Annotated in this window: 22 protein-coding genes; 10 read left to right on the top strand and 12 right to left on the bottom strand. The window is 69.7% G+C overall.

Annotated features, from left to right (window positions below):
- Positions 1–301: 301 nt before the first annotated feature.
- The 5 genes from AC1DYD_RS23780 (at position 302) to AC1DYD_RS23760 (ending at position 4,391) form a co-directional block, all read left to right on the top strand.
- Positions 302–763: a Spy/CpxP family protein refolding chaperone gene (locus AC1DYD_RS23780; RefSeq protein ID WP_478175214.1), complete on the top strand. Its 462-nt coding sequence runs from the start codon at positions 302–304 to the stop codon at positions 761–763.
- Positions 760–1,143, top strand: coding sequence for a DUF4260 family protein (locus AC1DYD_RS23775; protein ID WP_478175213.1), 384 nt, complete (start codon positions 760–762; stop codon positions 1,141–1,143). Before AC1DYD_RS23780 ends, AC1DYD_RS23775 begins: the two co-directional genes overlap by 4 nt.
- A 40-nt stretch (positions 1,144–1,183) precedes the next feature.
- Positions 1,184–1,876, top strand: a complete 693-nt coding sequence (locus tag AC1DYD_RS23770) for a response regulator transcription factor (protein ID WP_478175212.1) — start codon at positions 1,184–1,186, stop codon at positions 1,874–1,876.
- The gene (locus tag AC1DYD_RS23765) at positions 1,873–3,165 is read left to right on the top strand and encodes a HAMP domain-containing sensor histidine kinase (RefSeq protein ID WP_478175211.1); all 1,293 of its coding nucleotides are present in this window, start codon (positions 1,873–1,875) and stop codon (positions 3,163–3,165) included. Before AC1DYD_RS23770 ends, AC1DYD_RS23765 begins: the two co-directional genes overlap by 4 nt.
- Positions 3,166–3,359: 194 nt before the next feature.
- On the top strand, positions 3,360–4,391 hold the full coding sequence (locus AC1DYD_RS23760) for an NADP-dependent oxidoreductase (RefSeq protein ID WP_478175210.1): 1,032 nt from the start codon (positions 3,360–3,362) through the stop codon (positions 4,389–4,391).
- Here AC1DYD_RS23760 and AC1DYD_RS23755 read toward each other — a convergent pair whose 3' ends face one another.
- The 12 genes from AC1DYD_RS23755 to AC1DYD_RS23700 all read right to left on the bottom strand — a co-directional run bounded on the left by AC1DYD_RS23755 (position 4,392) and on the right by AC1DYD_RS23700 (position 16,018).
- Positions 4,392–5,237: a DMT family transporter gene (locus AC1DYD_RS23755; RefSeq protein WP_478175209.1), complete on the bottom strand. Its 846-nt coding sequence runs from the start codon at positions 5,235–5,237 to the stop codon at positions 4,392–4,394.
- A gap of 62 nt (positions 5,238–5,299) precedes the next feature.
- Positions 5,300–5,998, bottom strand: coding sequence for an AraC family transcriptional regulator (locus AC1DYD_RS23750; RefSeq protein WP_478175208.1), 699 nt, complete (start codon positions 5,996–5,998; stop codon positions 5,300–5,302).
- 35 nt (positions 5,999–6,033) lie between these two features.
- Positions 6,034–7,164, bottom strand: a complete 1,131-nt coding sequence (locus AC1DYD_RS23745) for an SLC13 family permease (RefSeq protein WP_478175207.1) — start codon at positions 7,162–7,164, stop codon at positions 6,034–6,036.
- Positions 7,145–8,689 carry a class I adenylate-forming enzyme family protein gene (locus AC1DYD_RS23740; protein WP_478175206.1) on the bottom strand — a complete coding sequence of 515 codons (1,545 nt, stop codon included), beginning with the start codon at positions 8,687–8,689 and terminating at the stop codon, positions 7,145–7,147. Before AC1DYD_RS23740 ends, AC1DYD_RS23745 begins: the two co-directional genes overlap by 20 nt.
- A gap of 52 nt (positions 8,690–8,741) precedes the next feature.
- A complete protein-coding gene (locus AC1DYD_RS23735; protein WP_478175205.1) occupies positions 8,742–9,923 on the bottom strand; it encodes a DegT/DnrJ/EryC1/StrS family aminotransferase in 1,182 nt (393 codons plus the stop codon).
- Positions 9,920–10,882: a Gfo/Idh/MocA family protein gene (locus tag AC1DYD_RS23730; protein ID WP_478175204.1), complete on the bottom strand. Its 963-nt coding sequence runs from the start codon at positions 10,880–10,882 to the stop codon at positions 9,920–9,922. The genes AC1DYD_RS23735 and AC1DYD_RS23730 overlap by 4 nt, the downstream gene beginning before the upstream one ends.
- A 25-nt stretch (positions 10,883–10,907) precedes the next feature.
- Positions 10,908–11,684, bottom strand: coding sequence for a hypothetical protein (locus AC1DYD_RS23725; protein WP_478175203.1), 777 nt, complete (start codon positions 11,682–11,684; stop codon positions 10,908–10,910).
- Positions 11,681–13,105 carry a glycosyltransferase family 4 protein gene (locus AC1DYD_RS23720; RefSeq protein ID WP_478175202.1) on the bottom strand — a complete coding sequence of 475 codons (1,425 nt, stop codon included), beginning with the start codon at positions 13,103–13,105 and terminating at the stop codon, positions 11,681–11,683. The genes AC1DYD_RS23725 and AC1DYD_RS23720 overlap by 4 nt, the downstream gene beginning before the upstream one ends.
- Before the next feature lie 2 nt (positions 13,106–13,107).
- The gene (gene lipA, locus AC1DYD_RS23715; protein WP_478175201.1) at positions 13,108–14,118 is read right to left on the bottom strand and encodes a lipoyl synthase; all 1,011 of its coding nucleotides are present in this window, start codon (positions 14,116–14,118) and stop codon (positions 13,108–13,110) included.
- Between the two features lie 21 nt (positions 14,119–14,139).
- Positions 14,140–14,826 (bottom strand): lipoyl(octanoyl) transferase LipB, encoded by a 687-nt coding sequence (lipB, locus tag AC1DYD_RS23710; protein WP_478175217.1) that lies wholly within the window; start codon positions 14,824–14,826, stop codon positions 14,140–14,142.
- Positions 14,823–15,116 (bottom strand): YbeD family protein, encoded by a 294-nt coding sequence (locus AC1DYD_RS23705; protein WP_478175200.1) that lies wholly within the window; start codon positions 15,114–15,116, stop codon positions 14,823–14,825. Before AC1DYD_RS23705 ends, lipB begins: the two co-directional genes overlap by 4 nt.
- Positions 15,113–16,018, bottom strand: coding sequence for a D-amino acid aminotransferase (locus tag AC1DYD_RS23700; RefSeq protein WP_478175199.1), 906 nt, complete (start codon positions 16,016–16,018; stop codon positions 15,113–15,115). Before AC1DYD_RS23700 ends, AC1DYD_RS23705 begins: the two co-directional genes overlap by 4 nt.
- A 173-nt stretch (positions 16,019–16,191) precedes the next feature.
- On the opposite strand from AC1DYD_RS23700, the gene AC1DYD_RS23695 reads away from it, so the two are divergent.
- The 5 genes from AC1DYD_RS23695 (at position 16,192) to AC1DYD_RS23675 (ending at position 18,970) form a co-directional block, all read left to right on the top strand.
- Positions 16,192–16,680: an ATP synthase subunit I gene (locus AC1DYD_RS23695; RefSeq protein WP_478175198.1), complete on the top strand. Its 489-nt coding sequence runs from the start codon at positions 16,192–16,194 to the stop codon at positions 16,678–16,680.
- Between the two features lie 12 nt (positions 16,681–16,692).
- On the top strand, positions 16,693–17,562 hold the full coding sequence (gene atpB, locus AC1DYD_RS23690; RefSeq protein ID WP_478175197.1) for a F0F1 ATP synthase subunit A: 870 nt from the start codon (positions 16,693–16,695) through the stop codon (positions 17,560–17,562).
- Positions 17,563–17,617: 55 nt separating this feature from the next.
- A complete protein-coding gene (atpE, locus tag AC1DYD_RS23685; protein ID WP_007830191.1) occupies positions 17,618–17,881 on the top strand; it encodes a F0F1 ATP synthase subunit C in 264 nt (87 codons plus the stop codon).
- A gap of 80 nt (positions 17,882–17,961) precedes the next feature.
- A complete protein-coding gene (locus AC1DYD_RS23680) occupies positions 17,962–18,432 on the top strand; it encodes a F0F1 ATP synthase subunit B (RefSeq protein WP_478175196.1) in 471 nt (156 codons plus the stop codon).
- Between the two features lie 7 nt (positions 18,433–18,439).
- Positions 18,440–18,970 carry a F0F1 ATP synthase subunit delta gene (locus AC1DYD_RS23675; RefSeq protein WP_478175195.1) on the top strand — a complete coding sequence of 177 codons (531 nt, stop codon included), beginning with the start codon at positions 18,440–18,442 and terminating at the stop codon, positions 18,968–18,970.
- Positions 18,971–18,998 lie beyond the last annotated feature (28 nt).

Here is an 18,998-nt window from a genome sequence, read left to right as displayed (position 1 = left end):
AGTGGGGGAGCRTGGGGGCTCAGGCCGGCGCCGGGCCGCCCCAAGGCGGCCTGCGGCCCCCTCGGGGGGCAGCGACCCACACGMAGTGGGGGAGCGTGGGGGCTCAGGCCGGCGCCGGGCCGCCCCAAGGCGGCCTGCGGCCCCCTCGGGGGGCAGCGACCCACACGCAGTGGGGGAGCGTGGGGGCAACTGCAGCAATAAAACGAAACACGCCGAAACCGCGGCGAAAGGACTTCGGCGCGTCCAGCGCCGAGCATCGAGTCTTCCGGATCATCCCGATCCCCTCTGAAGGAAGACTCTCATGAAACGCTGGTTCAAACGCTCTCTTTTCGGAATCGCCGGTGCTGCGCTGCTGGCCGGCAGCCTGGCCGGATGCGCCGGTCATCGCCATGGCTGGAGCGGCTCCGAGCAGGACCGCGCCGAGTTCCGCGCCAAGATGGTCGAGCGCGTGGGCAGCAAGCTCGAGCTGGACGCCGCGCAGAAGCAGAAGCTGGTGGTGCTGGCCGAGAAGCTGCAGGCGCAGCGTGCGGCGCTGCGCGGCGGCGGCGACCCGCGGGCCGAGTTCCGCAGCCTGTTCGCCGGGGCCAAGCTCGACCAGGAGCGGGCGAAGAAGCTGGTCGACGACAAGACGGCCGCGGTGCAGGCGGGCAGCCCGGAGGTCATTGCCGCCGCGGCCGACTTCTTCGACAACCTGAACCCGGCGCAACAGCAGAAGGTGCGTGACTTCATGGAACGCGGCGGCCGCCGCTGGGGCCGCGGATGACGGCGCCGCCCGTCGGCGTTCGCACCATGCTGCGGCTCGAGGGGCTGGCCGTGGCGGCGGCGGCGGTGGCGGCCTACGCCGCGCTCGGCGCCGGCTGGGGCGCCTTCGCGCTGCTGTTCCTCGTGCCCGACCTGTCGCTGCTGGGCTTCCTCGTCGGACCCCGGGCCGGCGCGGCGGCCTACAACGCGGCGCATTCGTACCTGGGGCCGTTCGCCGTGCTTGCTGCCGGTGCGCTGGGCGATTGGCCGGTGGCCCTGGCTGCAGGCCTGATCTGGTGCGCCCACATCGGCTTCGACCGCCTGCTGGGTTTCGGGCTGCACGACGCCAGCGGCTTCGGTACCACCCACCTGGGACGGATCGGCCGCGCCGATCCGTGGTGAAGCCGCCGCTGCCGGTGGCGCCCGAATGCACAATCGCCGCATGCCCCGCATCCTGCTGATCGATGACGACGAGCACCTGGGCGCGCCGCTGGCGAGCTACTTCGCGCGTTTCGACCTCCAGCTCGACTGCGCGAGCCGGCCGAGCGAAGGCCTGGCCAGGCTGCGCGCCGAGCGCTACGACGCCGCGATCCTCGACGTCATGCTGCCCGAGATGGACGGCTTCGCGCTGTGCCGCGAGATCCGCAAGGAGAGCGACATCCCGATCGTGATGCTGACTGCCCGCGGCGACGTGATGGACCGGGTGGTCGGCCTCGAGCTCGGTGCCGACGACTACCTGCCCAAGCCCTTCGAGCCGCGCGAACTGGTGGCGCGGGTGCAGACCATCCTGCGCCGGCAGCGTGCCGTGCAGCCGCCGTCCGTCCCGGCACAGCAGCGGATCTTCGAAGGCCTGTCGATCGATCTCGACAAGCGCGAGGTGCTGCGCCACGGCGAGCGCATCGAACTGACCGGCACCGAGTTCGAGCTGCTGGCGCTGCTGGCCGACCAGCCCGGCCGCGTCTGGAGCCGCGACGACATCCTGAACCGCTTGCGCGGCCATGAGGCCGAGCTCTACACGCGGGCGGTCGACATCGTCGTCAGCCGGCTGCGCAGGAAGCTGGAGCCGCTGGACTGCATCAAGACGCTGCGCAATGCCGGCTATGCCCTGGCGGTGGGCCGGAGCGCCCCGCCGTGAGGCCCGCCGGCCCGGGTCGCTCCCGCCGCTGGCGCCACAGCCTGCGCCATTCGCTCAGGGTGCGCCTGATCGTGGTGTTCGTGCTGCTGGCGCTGGCGATGAGCGCGGTGTTCCTCGGCGGCGTGCAGCGGGCCTTTTCGACCGGCTGGCGCGACGCGGCCCGGCCGGTCGTGGTCGACTACATGGACCGGATCGTCGCCGAACTCGGGACGCCGCCCGACGTGGCCCGCGCCCAGGCGCTGGTGCAGCGGCTGCCGATCTCGATCCGGATCGAAGGGCCGGGCGTCAACTGGGATTCGCACCCCGACAGGCATCGCTTCGGCTTCGGCCCGCGCGGCGACTGGCTCAGCCGCACCACCGCGGACGGCCATCGCGTGAGCTTCGGCATCGGCACCCTGCCGTGGCAGCGCGAGCCCCAGGGCATCGGCTGGATCACGCTGGCGCTGCTGCTGGCCCTGATCGCCCTGGCCTACGCCTATGTCCGCAGGCTGCTGCGGCCGCTCGACGACATCCGCGCCGGCGCCGAGCGCTTCGGCCGCGGCGCCTTCGACACGCCGATCCCGCTGCGCCGGCGCGACGAGCTCGGGGACCTGGCGCAGCGCATCAACACCATGGCGCATGACATCCAGGGCATGCTCGATGCCAAGCGGGGCCTGCTGCTGGCGCTGAGCCATGAACTGCGTTCGCCGCTGACCCGGGCCCGGCTCAATGCCGAGCTGCTGCCGGCCACGCCCGAGGGCGAGGCCGAGCGCGCCGCGCTGCTGCGTGACCTGGCCGAGATGCGCGACCTGATCAGCGACCTGCTCGAGAGCGAGCGGCTGGCCAGCCCGCATGCCGCGCTGCAGCGCGAGCCGGTCGATCTGGCGGCGCTGGTGCGCGAGGTGGTGGGCGAGCATCCCGACGGCACGCGCGTGGTCGCTGACCTGGCCGAGGGCCTGCCGGCCCTGGCGCTGGACCGTTCGCGGCTCAAGGTGCTGGTGCGCAACCTGCTCGACAACGCGCTGCGCCACGGCGCCGGCGCGGCCCAGCCGCCGCGCATCGCGGTGCGCCGCGGCGAGGCGGGCGTGGAACTGGAAGTGCGCGACTTCGGGCCGGGTGTCGACCCGGCGCAGCTGGTCCACCTGACCGAGCCCTTCTACCGCACCGACGGTGCGCGCCAGCGCGCCACCGGCGGTGTCGGCCTCGGCATGTACCTGTGCCGGCTGGTGGCCGAGGCGCATGGCGGCAGGCTCGCGGTGCGCAACGCGGCGCCGGGGCTGGCGGTCAGCGTCTGGCTGCCTGGCGCCTGAAGTCGCTCGGGCTGCCGCCGGTGTGTTCGCGGAACACCCGTGGAGGCCTTCACCGAGCCGCGCTGGATCACGGGGCAGACCACGCCGCGGCACTGCCCGTTCTGAGCGGCGCGGGCGTTGTCGCCTGCGCTACCGGCCGCCGGGCGGCCTGGGTCTACGATCGCCGGCATCAGACACCCCAAGGAGACCCGCGCATGAGCACCCTCACCAATCGCCAGGTGCGCCTGGCAAAGCGACCCGAAGGCGCCGCGACGCGCGACAACTGGCAGTTCACCGACGAGCCTGTGGTCGAGCCGGCCGAAGGCGGCGTTCTCGTCCAGACCCTGTCGCTCTCGCTCGACCCGGCGATGCGCGGGTGGATGAACGAAGGCAAGAGCTACATCGCGCCGGTCGAGATCGGCGCAGTGATGCGGGCCGGCGGCGTCGGCCGCGTGGTGGCTTCGCGCAACCCGGCCTTCGCGATCGGCGACACCGTCTACGGCACGCTCGGCGTGCAGCAGTACGCGCTGATCCCGCAGGAGGAGATCAAGCGCAATGGCTTGGGCAAGATCGACCTGCGCGCCGGCACCATCGGCCAGTGGCTCAACGTGCTGGGCATGCCCGGCATGACCGGCTACTTCGGCCTCATGGACGTCGGCCAGCCGAAGCCCGGCGAGACCGTGGTGGTCTCGGGGGCGGCCGGGGCGGTCGGCCAGACGGTGGGCCAGCTGGCGAAGATCAAGGGCTGCCGCGTGGTCGGCATCGCCGGCGGCGCCGCCAAGTGCGACTGGGTCGTGAAGGAGCTCGGCTTCGACGCCTGCATCGACTACAAGGCCGGCCCGTCGGCGGTGCGCGAGGGCCTGAAGGCCCATTGCCCGAAGGGCGTCGACATCTACTTCGACAACGTCGGCGGCGACATCCTCGACACCGTGCTCGCGAAGCTGGCGCGCGGCGCCCGGATCATCATCTGCGGCGCCATCAGCCAGTACAACAACACGACGCCGGTGCAGGGCCCGAAGAACTACCTGAGCCTGCTGGTGAACCGGGCCCGCATGCAGGGCATCGTGGTGTTCGACTACGCCGAGCGCTACGGCGAAGCGGTGGCCGAGTTGTCGGGCTACCTGAAGGACGGCCGCATGAAAAGCCGCGAGGACGTGGTCGAGGGCATCGACACCTTCCCGGAGGCGCTGAGCCGGCTCTTCACGGGAGAGAACTTCGGCAAGCTGGTGCTCAAGGTCGCCGACTGATCAGCGGGCCCGGGTCCCCATCACCGCGGCGCTGATGATCAGCACCGCGGCCAGCGCGATGCTCCAGCTCAGCGGCCGTCTGGTGACGATCAACAGCAGGGCGGTCGAGGCCAGCGGCGTGATGTAGCTCAGGATGCCGATCTGCCGCGCGTCGCCGCGTTTCAGCGCCAGGTCCCAGAAGAAGAAAGCGGCGCCCAGCGGGCCGAGTCCGCAGAGCGCGACCAGCAGCCAGTCGCGCGCGTCGAGCGCCACCGAAGGCTCGAGCAGCGCATGGCACGCCAGTGACAGCGCGCCCGACACCAAACCGAACAGGCCGATCGCGCTGGTCGGGAAGGCCGGCACGCGTTGCGTCCACAGCGAGTAGCTGGCCCAGATGAAGGCCGAGCCCAGCGCCGGCAGGAAGCCCCAGTACGAGGTCATGCCCGACGCACTGGCGCCGCCGCGCGCCCCGAGGATCGCGATCGCCGCACCCGCGAAACCCGACAGGGCCGCCACCACGTGCAGCGGCCGCAGCGACATGCCGGGCAGCAGCACCGGCGCCAGTACCACCATGAACAGCGGCCAGAGGTAGTTGACCAAGTTGGCTTCGACCGGCGGCGCATGGCGCAGGGCGATGAAGAGCAGGAAGTGAAAGCCGAACAGGCCGTAGACGCCGAGCGCCAGCGTGCGCGGCGGGATCGCCCAGGCCTTGCGGTCACGCAGCGCCAGCGGCCAGCTCATGACGCTGCCGATGATCAGCGCGAGGCCGGTGAGCAGGAACGGCGGCAGATGTGCGAGCGCGGCGCCCAGCGAGGCGAGGGTGGCCCAGAGGGCGATGGCGGCAAGGGCGTTGAGCGTCGGGGACATGGCCGCCGAGCTTAAGCGCGCGCATCGTCGCGAGACGCGGGTGCGTCGTCGCGGGCCGCGGTTCAGGCCTGGCGGCGCAGCGCTGCGGTCAAGGCGGAAGGCGAGCGGTAGCCGGTGCGGCGCGCGGTTTCGGCGACGCTCAGGCCCATGTCGCGCAAGTGCCGTGCCTGGGCCAGGCGCTGGGTGCGCAGCCAATGCATCGCACTCATGCCCTGCTCGTCGCGGCATCGCTGTGCGAACTGGCCAGGGCTCAGGCAGGCCACGGCCGCCAGGTCGGCAACCGCCAGCGGTCGGTGCCAGCGCAGCCGGGCCCAGGCGGCGAGGGCGCTCCAGTCGATCGCGCGGCCGCGCGCCAGGGGCACCGGAGCACCCCAGGCCTCGAGCAGCAGGGCGGGCGCGTGGTGCAGCGCCAGCATCGGCGGGGACCGCTGGGCCAGACAGTGCGCGAGGTAGTGCGACAGCACCCGCATCGACTCGCCGGCCGGCAGGCGTCCGGCGCAGCGCACCCACAGGTCCTGGTCGGTGTCGAGCACCAGGCAGCGGCTGCCGTCCTTCGATTCGAAATCATGCCGGTCACCCGGAGCCACGACCCAGCCATCGCCAGCGCCGATGCGGCGGCCACGACCTTCGATCTCAAGGTCGAGCGCTCCGTCGAGCCCGACCAGCACCTGGAAGTGCGCATGCGCATGGCTGCCGCGCGAGGCACCATAACGGCGCAGCGACAGGCCGAGGGCAGGGGAGGGCGAGGCTTCGGGTCGCATGGAAGCGCCGATTCTGCGCGTCGCGCCGGGGCCTGTCACCCGAGTCGCAGCAGCAGCGCCGAGGCCCCGCAGACCAGCAGGAACGGGATGCCGAGGCGATGGAATTCGCGCAGCCCGTTCGGCAGCTTCGCCAGCCGCAGCGCGATCAGGTTGGCCAGCGAGCCCAGCACGCAGCCGAAGCCGCCGACGCTCACGCCTGCCGCCAGCGCCGGCAGGTCGTGCACGAAGGGGTCGAGCACGATGGTGGCGGGCACGTTGCTGATGACCTGCGAGGTGAAGATGGCCGCCAGGTAGGTGCGCCATCCTTCGCCGATCGGCAGGCCGCCGAGCAGCGTCGCCACGGCGGGCAGTTCGGCCAGCTGGCGCAGGTCGATGAACATCAGCGAGATGATCGCCAACAGCAGCCAGTCGACGCCCAGCAGCACGCGCGGGCGCAGCAGCAGGAAGGCGCCGAAGACCACGCCGAGGCCGGCCAAGAGCCAGTGGCGGTCGAGCGCGACCACGAAGCCGACGAACAGCACGCCCGACAGCGCCAGCAGGCGCGGCAGCACCGGCGCCCTGTCGTTCGAGGGCTTGAGCGCGATCGGCACCCGCGGCACGCCGAACCAGATCGCGGCGAAGAGCCAGAACAGCATCACCCCCACGGTCGGCCCCATCATGGCCACGAAGCCGACGAAGCTCTCGCCGGAGCGATGCCAGAGGAACAGGTTCTGCGGGTTGCCGATCGGCGTCAGCGCCGAGCCGGCATTGACCGCCAGTGCCTCGATCACCACCAGCCGCGCCAGCGGCAGGTGGGCCTGGGTCGCCAGCACGCGCGTCAGCGGCACCAGCAGGAACAGGCTGACGTCGTTGGTGACCAGGGCCGACAACACGGCCGCGCTGGCGGCCAGCAGCAGCACCAGGCTGCGCAGGTCGTGCGTGCGCGCCAGCAGCCGCGCCGCGGCGGCCTGCAGCATGCCGCTGCGCTCGACGCCCTGGGTGATGGCCAGCAGCCCGGCCAGCGCGCCGATGGTCTGCCAGTCGATCAGCCGGAGGTAGTCCATCGGCGCGCGCGGCCGGACCAGGGCGAAGAGGATCGCCGCGGCCACCAGCACCCAGAGCAGGCCGTTGCCGCCGCCTTCGTGCGGCGCGCTATCCGGGGTGGATTCAGCGCGCGGCGAGTTCACGCAGTTCGCGCTTGAGCACCTTGCCGATCGCGCTGCGCGGCAACTCGTCGATGAACTGCAGGCGGGCCAGCCGCTGGGTCTTGCCGAGCTGGTCGTTGGTCCATTGCAGGATCGTCTCGGCGGCGGTGCCGTCGCCGGCGCGGCGGACCACGAAGGCGACCGGCGTCTCGCCCCACTGCTCCGAGGGCACGCCGACCACCGCGACATCGGCCACGGCCGGATGGGCCCGCACCACCGTCTCGAGGTCGCTCGGATAGATGTTGAAGCCGCCGCTGATGATCATGTCCTTCTTGCGGTCGAACAGGGTCAGGAAGCCGTCGTCATCGAAGCGCCCGACATCGCCGGTGCGGATGAAGCGCTTGCCGGCGGGGTCGAACCACTCGGCCTCGCGCGTCTTGGCCGGCTGCCGGTGGTAGCCGACCATCATGCCGGCCGAGTGCCCGACCACTTCGCCCGCTTCGCCGGGCGCCACCTCGCGGCCTTCCTCGTCGATCAGCCGGATGTCGCTGCCCTCGGCCGGCCGGCCGACGGTGTGCAGCTTGTCCGGATGCAGGTGGGCTTCGAGGATGCAGGTGCCGCCGCCTTCGGTCATGCCGTAGAACTCGATCAGGCCGCCGGGCCAGCGCTGGAGCACGTCGGCCTTGAGCGCCGCGTTGAAGGGCGCGCTGGTGCTGAATTTGTACCTGAAGCTGGAGAGGTCGTGCGAATCGAAGTCGGGCCGTGCCATCAGGCGCTGGTACTGCACCGGCACCAGCATGGTGTGCGTGACGCGGCGGCTTTCGGCGAGCTTCAGGTACGCGGCCGCATCGAACTTCGGCATCAGCAGCACGCAGCCGCCGAAGGCCAGGGTCGGGAAGAACACGACCAGCGTGGTGTTGGAGTAGAGCGGCGTCGACAGCAGCGTGACCGTCTCGGGGCCATACTCGTATTTGGCGCCGCGCTGCACGTGCGCCCAGCGCATGCCGTGGCCCTGCACGATGCCCTTGGGCTCGCCCGTGGTGCCGGACGAATAGATGATGTTGAACGGCCAGGCCGGTTGCGGCTCGACCGCGGCGGGTCGGGCGCCAGCCGGCGCGAGCCAGGCCTCGAAGTCGGCGCCGGCCGCGCAGCCATCGAGCGCGACGCGCGGGATGGCGCCTGTAGCCGCCGGTCCGATGACTTCGGCCGCGGCCGCGTCGACGAACAGCACGCGGACTGCGGCGTCCTCGATCATCCGCGCCAGGCTGGCCGGCGTGGAGCCGGGCGCCAGCGGCGCGACCGCGATGCCGGCGCGCAGTGCGCCGAGGAACACCGCGGCGTAGTTGACGCTCGAGGCCGCGCAGATCGCGATCGCGTCGCCGGCCGCCAGGCCGTCGCGCTGCAGGCTGGCCGCGATGCGGTCCATCAGCGCATCGAGCGCGCCATAGTTCAGTTCGCGCGCGGCATCGGCGAGGGCGGGACGCTCGGGGGCCTGTTGCGCGTGGAGACGAACGAGTTCGGCAATCACGCCGAAGTCGCGCTGGATGGCCGCTTCGAATTGGCTCATGGGTCTGATGGCTCCGAGGTTCGATCTGTCCGGGTGGGGTGCGCCGGAAAGATTACCTGAAGTCGCATCTGTCGCCATGGCGACCTGCGCCCGCGTTTTCGACGGCGGCTTGCCGCACCGCGCCGATGACGTATTCGACTTCGTCGTCGCCGAGCATCGGGTAGAGCGGCAGGGCCAGCGAGCGATCGGACAACTGCTCGCTGTGCGGCAAGGCGCGCGCGCCGCGCCAGGCCCGAAGCGCTTCGTGCCGGTGCAGCGGCTGCTCGTAGTAGATGCGCGTGGCAATGCCGGATTCGGCCAGCCGCGCCGCCAGCCGGTCGCGCTCGCGCCGTCCGGGCAAGGCGACGACGAAGTAGTTCCAGGCGTGGCCCGCGGCATCGCGCGGCAGACGCATCGGGCAGTCCGACCAGGCTGCCAGGTAGCGCGCCGCGATCGCTCGCCGCCGCGCGATCGCCGCAGGAAAGTCATCCAGCGCCGCGTTGAGCAGGCAGGCCTGGAGTTCGTCCATGCGGCTGTTGTGTCCCAGGCAATGATGGCGGCCGTCGCGCCAGCCGTGGTTGCGCAGCAGGCGCGCCCGCTGCGCGTGGCGCGGATCGCGGAAGGCCAGCGCGCCGGCATCACCGGCCCCGCCCAGCGTCTTGGTCGGATAGAAGCTCATCGCCGTGGCATCGCCCCAGGTGCCTGCCGGTTCGGTGCGGCCCGTCGTGTCGCCGGTGCGGGCGCCCAGGCACTGCGCCACGTCCTCGATCAAGTGCAGCTGCTCGCCCCGGCAATAGGCGGCGAGCTCGGGCAGGCCGGTGGGATCGCCGAACAGGCCGACCGCGAGAACGGCGCGGGTGCGCGGCGTGCGCGCCTCGCGGAAATGCGCGAGCGGCGGCAGGAAGTCGTCGGCAGCGCTGTCGACGAAGACCGGTCGCGCGCCGGCCGCGATCACGGCTTCCGCGCAGGCGACGAAGGTGTAGGACGCAAGCAGGACCTCGTCTTGCGCCGACCCCCCGCCTGCGCTGCCGATGCCCAGGGACTTGAAGGCCAGCAGCAGCGCTTCGGAGCCCGAACCCACGGCCACGGTCTCGCGACCCTTCAGCAACCCTGACAGGCGCGTCTCGAGCGCCTGGACCTGGGGGCCGAGGATGTAGACCCCGCTCTGCAGCACGTCGGCGCACAACTGCCCCAGGCGGGCTGCCATCGGTTCGGAGGCGGCCGCCGAGCGGAACAACGGGATCGTCTTCTTCACGCGCGAAGGATCTCCAAAGCCCGGGTCACGGCCGCCAGCCCGTCGGCGCCCGACGCGATGCGACGGCCCTCGCCGCGGATCGCGCGCCTGAAGTCCTGGTATTGCTGCGCCAGCGCGTCGTCCCCCGAGGCCGGGGGGCGCCCGTCGCCGCGCAGCTCGAGCGTCAGTTCCCGGCCGGCGTCGTCGACCTGCAGCCGGGCCTGCGGCGGCGCGCTGTCGTAGCCGCTTTCCAGATCGGCGACCAGACCGCCCAATTGCACCCGCGCCCTGACGCTGCGGACGCCGATCTTTCGCGCGATGACCCGCAGCGGCGCATCCGTGGGCACGGCGCACAGCCAGGCCAGCAGGTCGATGTCGTGCACCATCAGATCCAGAATGCTGTCGGCGGCCGCAGCAGCGCGTGTGGAATAGCGGCGAAAGCGCAGGAACGGATGGGTGCTGTGGCTGTCGCTGCGGCCATGGTCCGCTGCCGCATGCCGCAGCCACGACAGCATGGCGTCGTCGAACACCGGATTGAAGCGTTCGATATGCCCGGTGCTCAGCGTGACACCGCATTGCCGGGCGGTCCCGATCATCAGGGCGCCGTCGCGTGGGTCGATGCACAACGGTTTCTCGACCAGCACGTGGCAGCCCCGGCGCATCAGGGCCAGCGCGACCTCGGCATGCGCCGCGTCGCTGGTGGCGACGGTGGCCGACGCGATCTCCGGCGGCAGTTCGTCCACGTGCGACAGCAGCGGCAGGGGCGCAAGCTCGGCGCCGGCGCCGACCGCCGGCGAGCGATCCACCGCGGCGCGCAGGCAAAACCCCGGCAGCCCGGCCAGCTTGCGCGCGTGCGTGCGGCCGAAGCGGCCGAGACCGACGACGGCATGGTCGAGGGCGGCTTCGACCCGGCGAGACGCCGGCTGCCCGGTGGGTGCGTCGATCGGTCCGTCGATGAGGGCGGGCGTCGCGAAGCTCATCGATTCCGGAGGTGGGTTCGATGCTTCATCGAGCCGGTCCGCGCAATCGGTCGGCGACGGCCTGGAGGTGGGCGCCGCGGATCACGTGGCGGTAGACGCCCGCGGCGACGCGTTCTTCGCCGAAGGTCTCGAAGGCCGGCTTGGCGAGCGCCGCCTCGGCCCGTTCATAGCGCGTGGGCCGGGCGGCGAAGAGGCACTCCCGGCCATAGGCCCGGGCGCCGAACTCGGCGATGAAACCGTCGAGTTCGCGCTCCAGCTGTCCGCCGAAGCTGCGTGCATAGCCGTGCATGTCGTCGAGCTTGGCATGCAACTCGCGTTCATCGAGCTCGACCATCAGATGCCGCTCCGCCGCCAGGCGGGCCGGCGGACTCGGATGGCCCACGGTCGGATAGCCGAATGCGGCGACCGCATGGCCGCGCGCCGCGCAGTGCGCCGCGACCTGGTTGGCCAGCAGGCGGCACAGGTCGTGCGAGGGGTTGTAGTCCTCCGCCTCGTCCGCGACGATGCAGTCGATGCCCTGCGCGAGCACATGGGATGTCAAGGCATCGAGCCACTGCGCGAACAGGCGGGTGTCGCCTTCCAGCAGCGCCCGGTAGATCTCCGCGTCGGCCACCGGTTGCACGACCTGCGGCACCCAGTTCGCACCGGCGCTCGCCAGGTTGGCGAGCGTGGGGTCGAGCCGCGGCACGCCGCTCGACCCGGCGCCGTTGGTCAGCACCACGAAGTCGGGCCGTTCGTTGCGCAGCCATTTCCACAGCAGCAGTTCGTGCCCCGAATGGGCGGCGATCACCAGGGACTTCATGCGCGTTGGGTTCTCGACAGCAGGAAGGTCGAAATCCGGCGCAGCGGCGCGGTCACGCGCCACGAACGGCTGGCGTGGACCTCGCGCAATTGCGCCTGCAGGCCAGCGAGTTCGGCGCGCGCCTGCCGGGTCTCATGCTCGGCGTCGGCCAGCCGGGCACCGCACGCGGCGTGCGCGGCCTCGGTGGCGCGCAATTGCTCGGCCTGTGCGGCCGAGCGGTCGGCGTGCCTCTGCACCTCGGCCTGCCGCGCGTCGAGCTGTGCCAGGTGCGCGTCGAGCTGAACCTGGTGCGCGCGCTGGTGGTCGTTGAAGGCCTGGTGCAGCGCCGCGACGTGCTGGTGCAACGACGCCACGACGAGATGCGCTGCCGTGGGGCTGCCACGCCGGATCCAGTCGTCCATGTAGCGCGCCGTCTCGCGTGCGCGTTGGTCGGGAGGCACCTCGACGGTCGGGTATTTCAGTGCGAGTCGCCGTGCGCAGGCCTCCAGCGCACCCAACGTCGCATCGAGTCCGCATTGGGCGCGGCCCCACGCGGCGGCGGCGCCCGCGTCCTGCGCGTCGTACCGGTCGAGTTCGGCGCCCACGTTGTCCCGCGTGATCGGGCGGACCATCAGGGCCCGGCCGAAGTTCCAGCGCCTGGCGTGCGCGACCCCGCCCGCCGTCACCATCTCGCCCATGCCCGCGCTGGGGTCGAGCACCACCACGGCGTTGCCGGTCACCAGCGCCTCGGTGGCACAGCGGCCCTTGGCGAAGACCACGTCGTAGCGGCCGAGTGCAGAAGCGGGGTCGGGCAGGTGGTTGCCGCTTGCGCTGCCGATCACGTCGAGCGTCAGTCCGCGCTGCGCGCAGGCGGCGCGGACTTCCTCGAGTTGCGCATCATGCGCGGCGTAGTTGCTGAACACCAGCGCGCTGCGTGGCCGTGCCGGCAGCGCGCAGCGCTGCAGGAAGCGCGAGAGGTCGACCCCGTTCTGGATCAGTTCGATGCGCTCGCGCGCGATCCCGAATTCGTGCACCAGGCGCTCGGCGCAGTTCTCGTCGACGGCCACATGGCACACGACTTGTGCGAACCGGGCCGGGCGCCCGTGGTCGGCGCTGCGGTCGTGGCAGATCGTGAGCGTCGGCACGTCGTGGAAATGAAGCAGGGCGCGCACCGTCTCGTGGTGGGTGTTGCCAATGATCACGTCGGGCCGCGCGGCCATGTCGGCCAGGTCCGTGACACAGGCGATCGAGGCGTGTCGCAATTCATCGGCCATGTCGCCGAAGGCGGTCGCGAAGATCGTGACCGCGTGCCCGCGCCGACGCAGCCAAAGTGCGAGATCGCGGGTGAACATTTCCGCGCCCGTGCGATGCACGAGATAGCACATCGCGAGCAGGATGTTCAGCGGGCGGCCGGCATCCGGGCCCGGCGCAGCGGTGCGCACGCTCAGCCGAGCGCCGGCGCGCCGGCCAGGACGTGCCCCGCCTGCTGGTCCGCGTGATAGCTCGAGCGCACCATCGCGCCCACCGCCGCGTGGCTGAAGCCCATCTTGTAGGCCTCTTCCTCGAACATCTTGAAGGTGTCGGGATGCACGTAGCGGCGCACCGGCAGGTGGCTGCTGCTGGGCGACAGGTACTGGCCGATGGTCAGCATGTCGATGTCGTGGGCGCGCATGTCGCGCATCACCTGCAGGATCTCCTCGTCCGTTTCGCCGAGGCCGACCATGATGCCGCTCTTGGTCGGCACGTCGGGGTGCAGCGCCTTGAACTTCTTCAGCAGGTTGAGGCTGAACTGGTAGTCGCTGCCTGGGCGCGCTTCCTTGTAGAGGCGCGGCGCGGTCTCCAGGTTGTGGTTCATCACGTCCGGCGGCGCGGCCTTGAGGATCTCGAGCGCGCGGTCGTCGCGGCCGCGGAAGTCGGGCACCAGGATCTCGATCTGCGTCGTCGGCGAGAGCTCGCGGATGTTGCGGATGCAGTCGACGAAATGCTGGCTGCCGCCGTCGCGCAGGTCGTCGCGGTCGACGCTGGTGATCACCACGTACTTGAGGCGCAGCTTGGCGATGGTCTTGGCCAGGTTCAGCGGCTCGTCCTGGTCGAGCGGGTCGGGCCGGCCATGGCCGACGTCGCAGAACGGGCAGCGCCGCGTGCACTTGTCGCCCATGATCATGAAGGTGGCGGTGCCGTTGCCGAAGCACTCGCCGATGTTCGGGCACGAAGCCTCCTCGCACACCGTGTGCAGGTTGCTCTCGCGCAGGATCTGCTTGATCTCGTAGAAGCGGGTGGTCGGCGAGCCGGCCTTGACGCGGATCCAGTCGGGCTTCTTGAGCACCTCGCCCTGCACCACCTTGACCGGGATGCGAGACAGCTTGGCCGCGGCCTTCTGCTTGGCGAGCGGGTTGTAGGTTTCGGGGCCTTGGGCCTCCCTCACCACGGACGGGACGACTTCGGGGGTGCTCATGGCAACTCTCTCTGACGGGGCTCAGGGCGCGAGGTAGGCGGCGAGCTTGCGGCCCAGCACCTGCGCGGCTTCGTCCCAGGTTGTTCGAACGCCGATTGTAGAAAGGTCGACGGTTTGAAGGCCTGCGTAACCGCAGGGGTTGATGCGCGTGAAGGGTTCCAGGTCCATGGCGACGTTGAGCGCCACCCCGTGGTAGGTGCAGTGGCGGCTGACCTTGATGCCCAGCGCGGCGATCTTGCCGAGGCCGCGGAACGGATTCGCGGGGTGGGCCGGGCCGGTCAGCGCGGCATGCGAGAAGGGGTCGTCCAGCCGCACGTAGATGCCGGGCGCGCCGGCGACGCGGTGCCCGGTGACCTCGAAATGGGCCAACGTGCGGATCACGGCCTCCTCGATCCGGTAGACGTATTCCTTCACGTAGTAGCCGGCCCGCTTCAGATCGAGCAGCGGGTAGGCCACCACCTGGCCGGGGCCGTGGTAGGTCACCTGGCCGCCGCGGTCGGTCTGGACCACCGGGATCCCGCCCGGGTTCAGCACGTGGTCGGCCTTGCCCGCCAGGCCCTGGGTGTAGACCGGCGTGTGCTCGCAGAGCCAGAGCTCGTCGGGACTGTCCGGCGTGCGCTCCAGCGTCGCCTGCCGCATCGCCGCGTAGGTCGGGGCGTAGTCGACGCGGCCGAGCAGCGTCGTCGAAAGCTCAGCGCGGGGGTTCAGAGCACCACCTTGACCATGGGGTGGCTCGACAGCGCGCGGTAGATGTCGTCGAGTTGCTCGCGGCTGGTGGCGGTCACGGTGATGGTCACGCCGAGGTAGTTGCCGGCCTTGCTGTTGCGCAGCTCGATCGTGGTGGCGTCGAAGACCGGGTCGAACTGCTCGGCGATCTGCGTCACGGCATGCACGAAGCCGTCGGCCTTCGCGCCCATCACCTTGATCGGGAACTTGGAGGGGTACTCGATCAGCGATTCCTTGCGGGCGTCGAGCGGTGCGGCGGGTGCGGTGGTCATGCGGGGACTCCTGGGTCTCGCGTGCTGCGCGCCTTGGCCTGCTGGTAGCCGGCGTAGAGCGCATGGTAGATCGGGCCGGGCTTGCCGGTGCCGATGGTGCGGCCGTCGAGCGCCACGACCGGCAGCACTTCCTTGCTGGCCGAGGACAGCAGCAGTTCGTCGGCGTCGAAGACCTCGGCGCGCGCGATGCGGCGAAGGCGGAAGGGAATGCCGGCATCGGCGCAGAGCCGCTCGATCAGGCCGTAGCGGATGCCCGCCAGCACCAGGTGGTCCTTGGGCGGCCCGCTGAGCGTGCCGTCCTTCACCACCCAGACGTTGCTGGAGGACGCCTCGCTGAGTCCTTCGTCGCGGAACATGAGGGTCTCGGCGGCGCCGGCCTCGACGCTGATCTGCCGCGCCAGCACCGCGCCGAGCAGGCTGGTGGCCTTGATGTGGGCCTTCTGCCAGCGGAAGTCGGGTGCGCTGACGCAGGCGACGCCCTGGGCGCGGGCCACGTCGGCCACCGGCTTCAGGGGGTTGACCATCATGAACACCGTCGGCGCGAGGCCTTGCGGCATCGCATGGTCGCGCGGCGCCACGCCACGCGTCACCTGGATGTAGATGCCCTGCATGGCCGCGCGCTGCGCCGGCGGCGCGGCATCGACCAGGCGCATCGCGATCGCCCGCCATTCGGTGGCCGGATGCGGGTTGCGGATCTTCAGCTCGGCCAGGGAGCGATCGAGCCGCGCCATGTGCTCGTCGAAGCAGAAGGGCTGTCCGCCATAGGCCGGTACCATTTCGTAGACGCCGTCGCCGAAGATGAAGCCACGGTCGAGCACGCTGACCTTGGCCTCGCGCAGCGGCGTGTAGCCGCCGTCGAGGTAGCAGAGGGCGTCGGGGAGGGCATCGGCAATCGGGTGCATGGGGAATTATGGTGGGGGCGCTCGGACGTTTCCCAAGCGATGTCGGAGCATCCCGGCGCGGCGCCGGGGAACTTTTCCTGCTCCGCCGTACGGGCTGGCGGAACGCCATGGGTTTTTACTTATAATCAATGGCTTTGTAGAAATTCTGGGTCGTCATCCGGGCTTCATTCGAAATGAAAACAATCGCCCGCCATGAATCGAGTGAAGTCCCTGAGGACATCGCGGACCCGGAAGACGACTTCAAGCCGCTGACAGCCGAGGAGGCCCAGCGGCTGCGCGACCGGAAGCCGTTGATCTCGCCCTGGCGGGTGATCGCGATTCAGGTCGTTGGGGGGCTGCTGGCGGCATTGGCCGCCTGGGGTCTGACAGGGAGACAAAATCTGGGATGGTCGGCCGGATATGGCGCGCTCGCGGTGGTCATTCCCGCCGCGGTGTTCGCACGAGGTCTGACCGGACGCTTTGCGTCGCTGAATCCGGGCACTGCGGTGTTCGGATTCTTCTTGTGGGAAATGGTCAAGATGGCCTTGACGGTGGCGATGCTGATCGCCGCGCCAAGGCTGATTACGGCGCTGAGCTGGCCGGCGATGCTGGTGGGCTTGGTGGTGACAATGAAGGCGGCTTGGGTGGCAGTGATGCTGGGCCCCAAGCGCCCGAAACTTTGAGACGAGTAACGGATGGCTGCTGAAAACGCTGCGGAACACGGTATGACCGCTGGTGAATACATCATTCACCACTTGACGCACCTGCAAAGCTCCAAGCCTGGAGGTGTGGCCGATCTCTCCGTATTCAACTTCGACTCGCTGTTCTTTTCGATTCTGCTCGGCGTGCTGGGCTGCTGGATCCTCTGGCTGGCTGCCCGCAAGGCGACTTCGGGCGTCCCGGGTCGCTTTCAGGCCGCGGTCGAGATCCTGATCGAAGTGGTCGACCTGCAGGCCAAGGGCATCGTCCACAACGCCCAGAGCCGCAAGTTCGTCGCCCCGCTGGCGCTGACGATCTTCGTCTGGATCTTCATGCTCAATGCGATGGACTTGTTCCCGGTCGACCTGTTCCCGGCCATCTGGGCGAAGATCTTCGCCGTCGCCGGCGGCGAACCGGAGCACGCCTATCTGCGCGTCGTGCCGACCGCCGACCTCTCGGTGGCCATGGGCATGTCGGTCTCGGTGCTGCTGATCTGCCTGTTCTACAACATCAAGATCAAGGGCCTCGGCGGCTGGATCCACGAACTGTTCACTGCGCCTTTCGGCAACCACTGGGCGCTGTACCCCTTCAACTTCGCCATGCAGATGATCGAGTTCATCTCCAAGACGGTCTCGCACGGCATGCGGCTGTTCGGCAACATGTATGCCGGCGAACTGATCTTCCTGCTGATCGCCCTGATGGGCGGCGCCTGGACGCTGTCCGCCACCGGCATCTTCCTGGCGCTGGGCCACATCGTCGCGGGCACGGCCTGGGCCATCTTCCACATCCTGATCATCACGCTGCAAGCCTTCGTGTTCATGATGCTGGCGCTGGTCTACATCGGCCAGGCGCACGATCACCACTGATCATCTGCTTTCGTTTTTTTCTTTTCTCTTCAACCAAAGTCCTCTAGGAGTCATCATGGAAGTTATCAGCTTTGTCGCACTGGCCGCCGGCCTGATCATCGGTCTGGGCGCTGTCGGCGCATGTATCGGCATCGGCATCATGGGCAGCAAGTACCTCGAATCGGCTGCCCGCCAACCCGAGCTGATGGGCGAACTGCAAACCAAGATGTTCCTGCTGGCGGGTCTGATCGATGCCGCGTTCATCATCGGTACCGGTATCGCGCTGTGGTTCGCAACGGCCAACCCGTTCCTCGCGCAAATCGCCAACCTGCCGAAGTAATCGAGTCCAGGCTTTCTCGTCGAACCCATGTCGTTCCGCGCTGAATGGCCTCGGATTCATTCCCAAAGAGAGGGTGAAAAGTGAGCATTACCGGTACCCTGATCGTCCAGATGATCGTGTTCCTGATCCTTGTCGGGTTCACGATGAAGTTTGTGTGGCCGCCGATCGCCAAGGCGTTGGACGATCGCGCCCAGAAGATCGCCGAAGGCCTCGCCGCCGCCGACCGCGCAAAGAGCGAACTGTCCGCCGCCAACAAGCGCGTGGAAGTCGAACTCGGCAAGGCGCGCAACGAGTCCGCCCAGCGTCTTGCCGATGCCGAACGTCGTGCGCAGGCCATCGTTGAAGAGGCCAAGGGCCGCGCCACGGAAGAGGGCAACAAGATCGTTGCGGCCGCCCGTGTCGAAGCCGGGCAGCAAGCCGTGAAGGCCCGCGAGGCCCTGCGCGAGCAAGTCGCCGCGCTGGCCGTCAAGGGCGCCGAGCAGATCCTGCGCAAGGAAGTGAATCCGGCCGTCCACGCCGATTTGCTGGCCCGCCTGCAGACCGAACTCTGATCACGCCATGGCCGAACTCGCCACCATCGCACGTCCCTACGCCGAAGCGCTGTTCAAGGCGTCGTCGTCCGACCTCGCCGCCACCGGCGCCTGGCTCGACAACGTCGCCGCCATCGCCGGCAGTCCCGATCTGCTGCAGTTCGCGGACAACCCCAAGGCCACGCCCGAGCAGGTGCTCGGGGTTGTCGCTGCCGCGCACGGTTCGCCGCTGCCGCCGCACGCGAACAACTTCCTGATGGCGCTGCTCGAGAACGGACGCTTCCCCGCGCTGCCCGAGATCGCCAGGCAGTTCCGCACGCTGGCCAGCGCGCAGAGCGGCACGTCCGATGCCGTGGTGTACAGCGCCTTCCCGATCGACGGCGCCGCCCTGGGCAATATCTCCGCCGCGCTCGAAAAGCGTTTCGGCCGCAAGTTGCAGTTCACGGTCCAGCAGGACCCGTCGCTGATCGGCGGCATTCGTGTGGTGGTCGGTGACGAAGTGCTCGACACCTCCGTCAAAGCGCGCCTTGAACAAATGAAAGTTGCGCTGGCAGCCTGAAGGCCGCCAGCCCCTTACAAAGAAAGAA

The sequence above is a fragment of the Variovorax sp. P4_B11 genome, assembly GCF_056402355.1.
The sequence above is the reverse complement of the archived record's forward strand: the minus strand, read 5'-3'. Positions and strand labels throughout refer to the sequence as shown.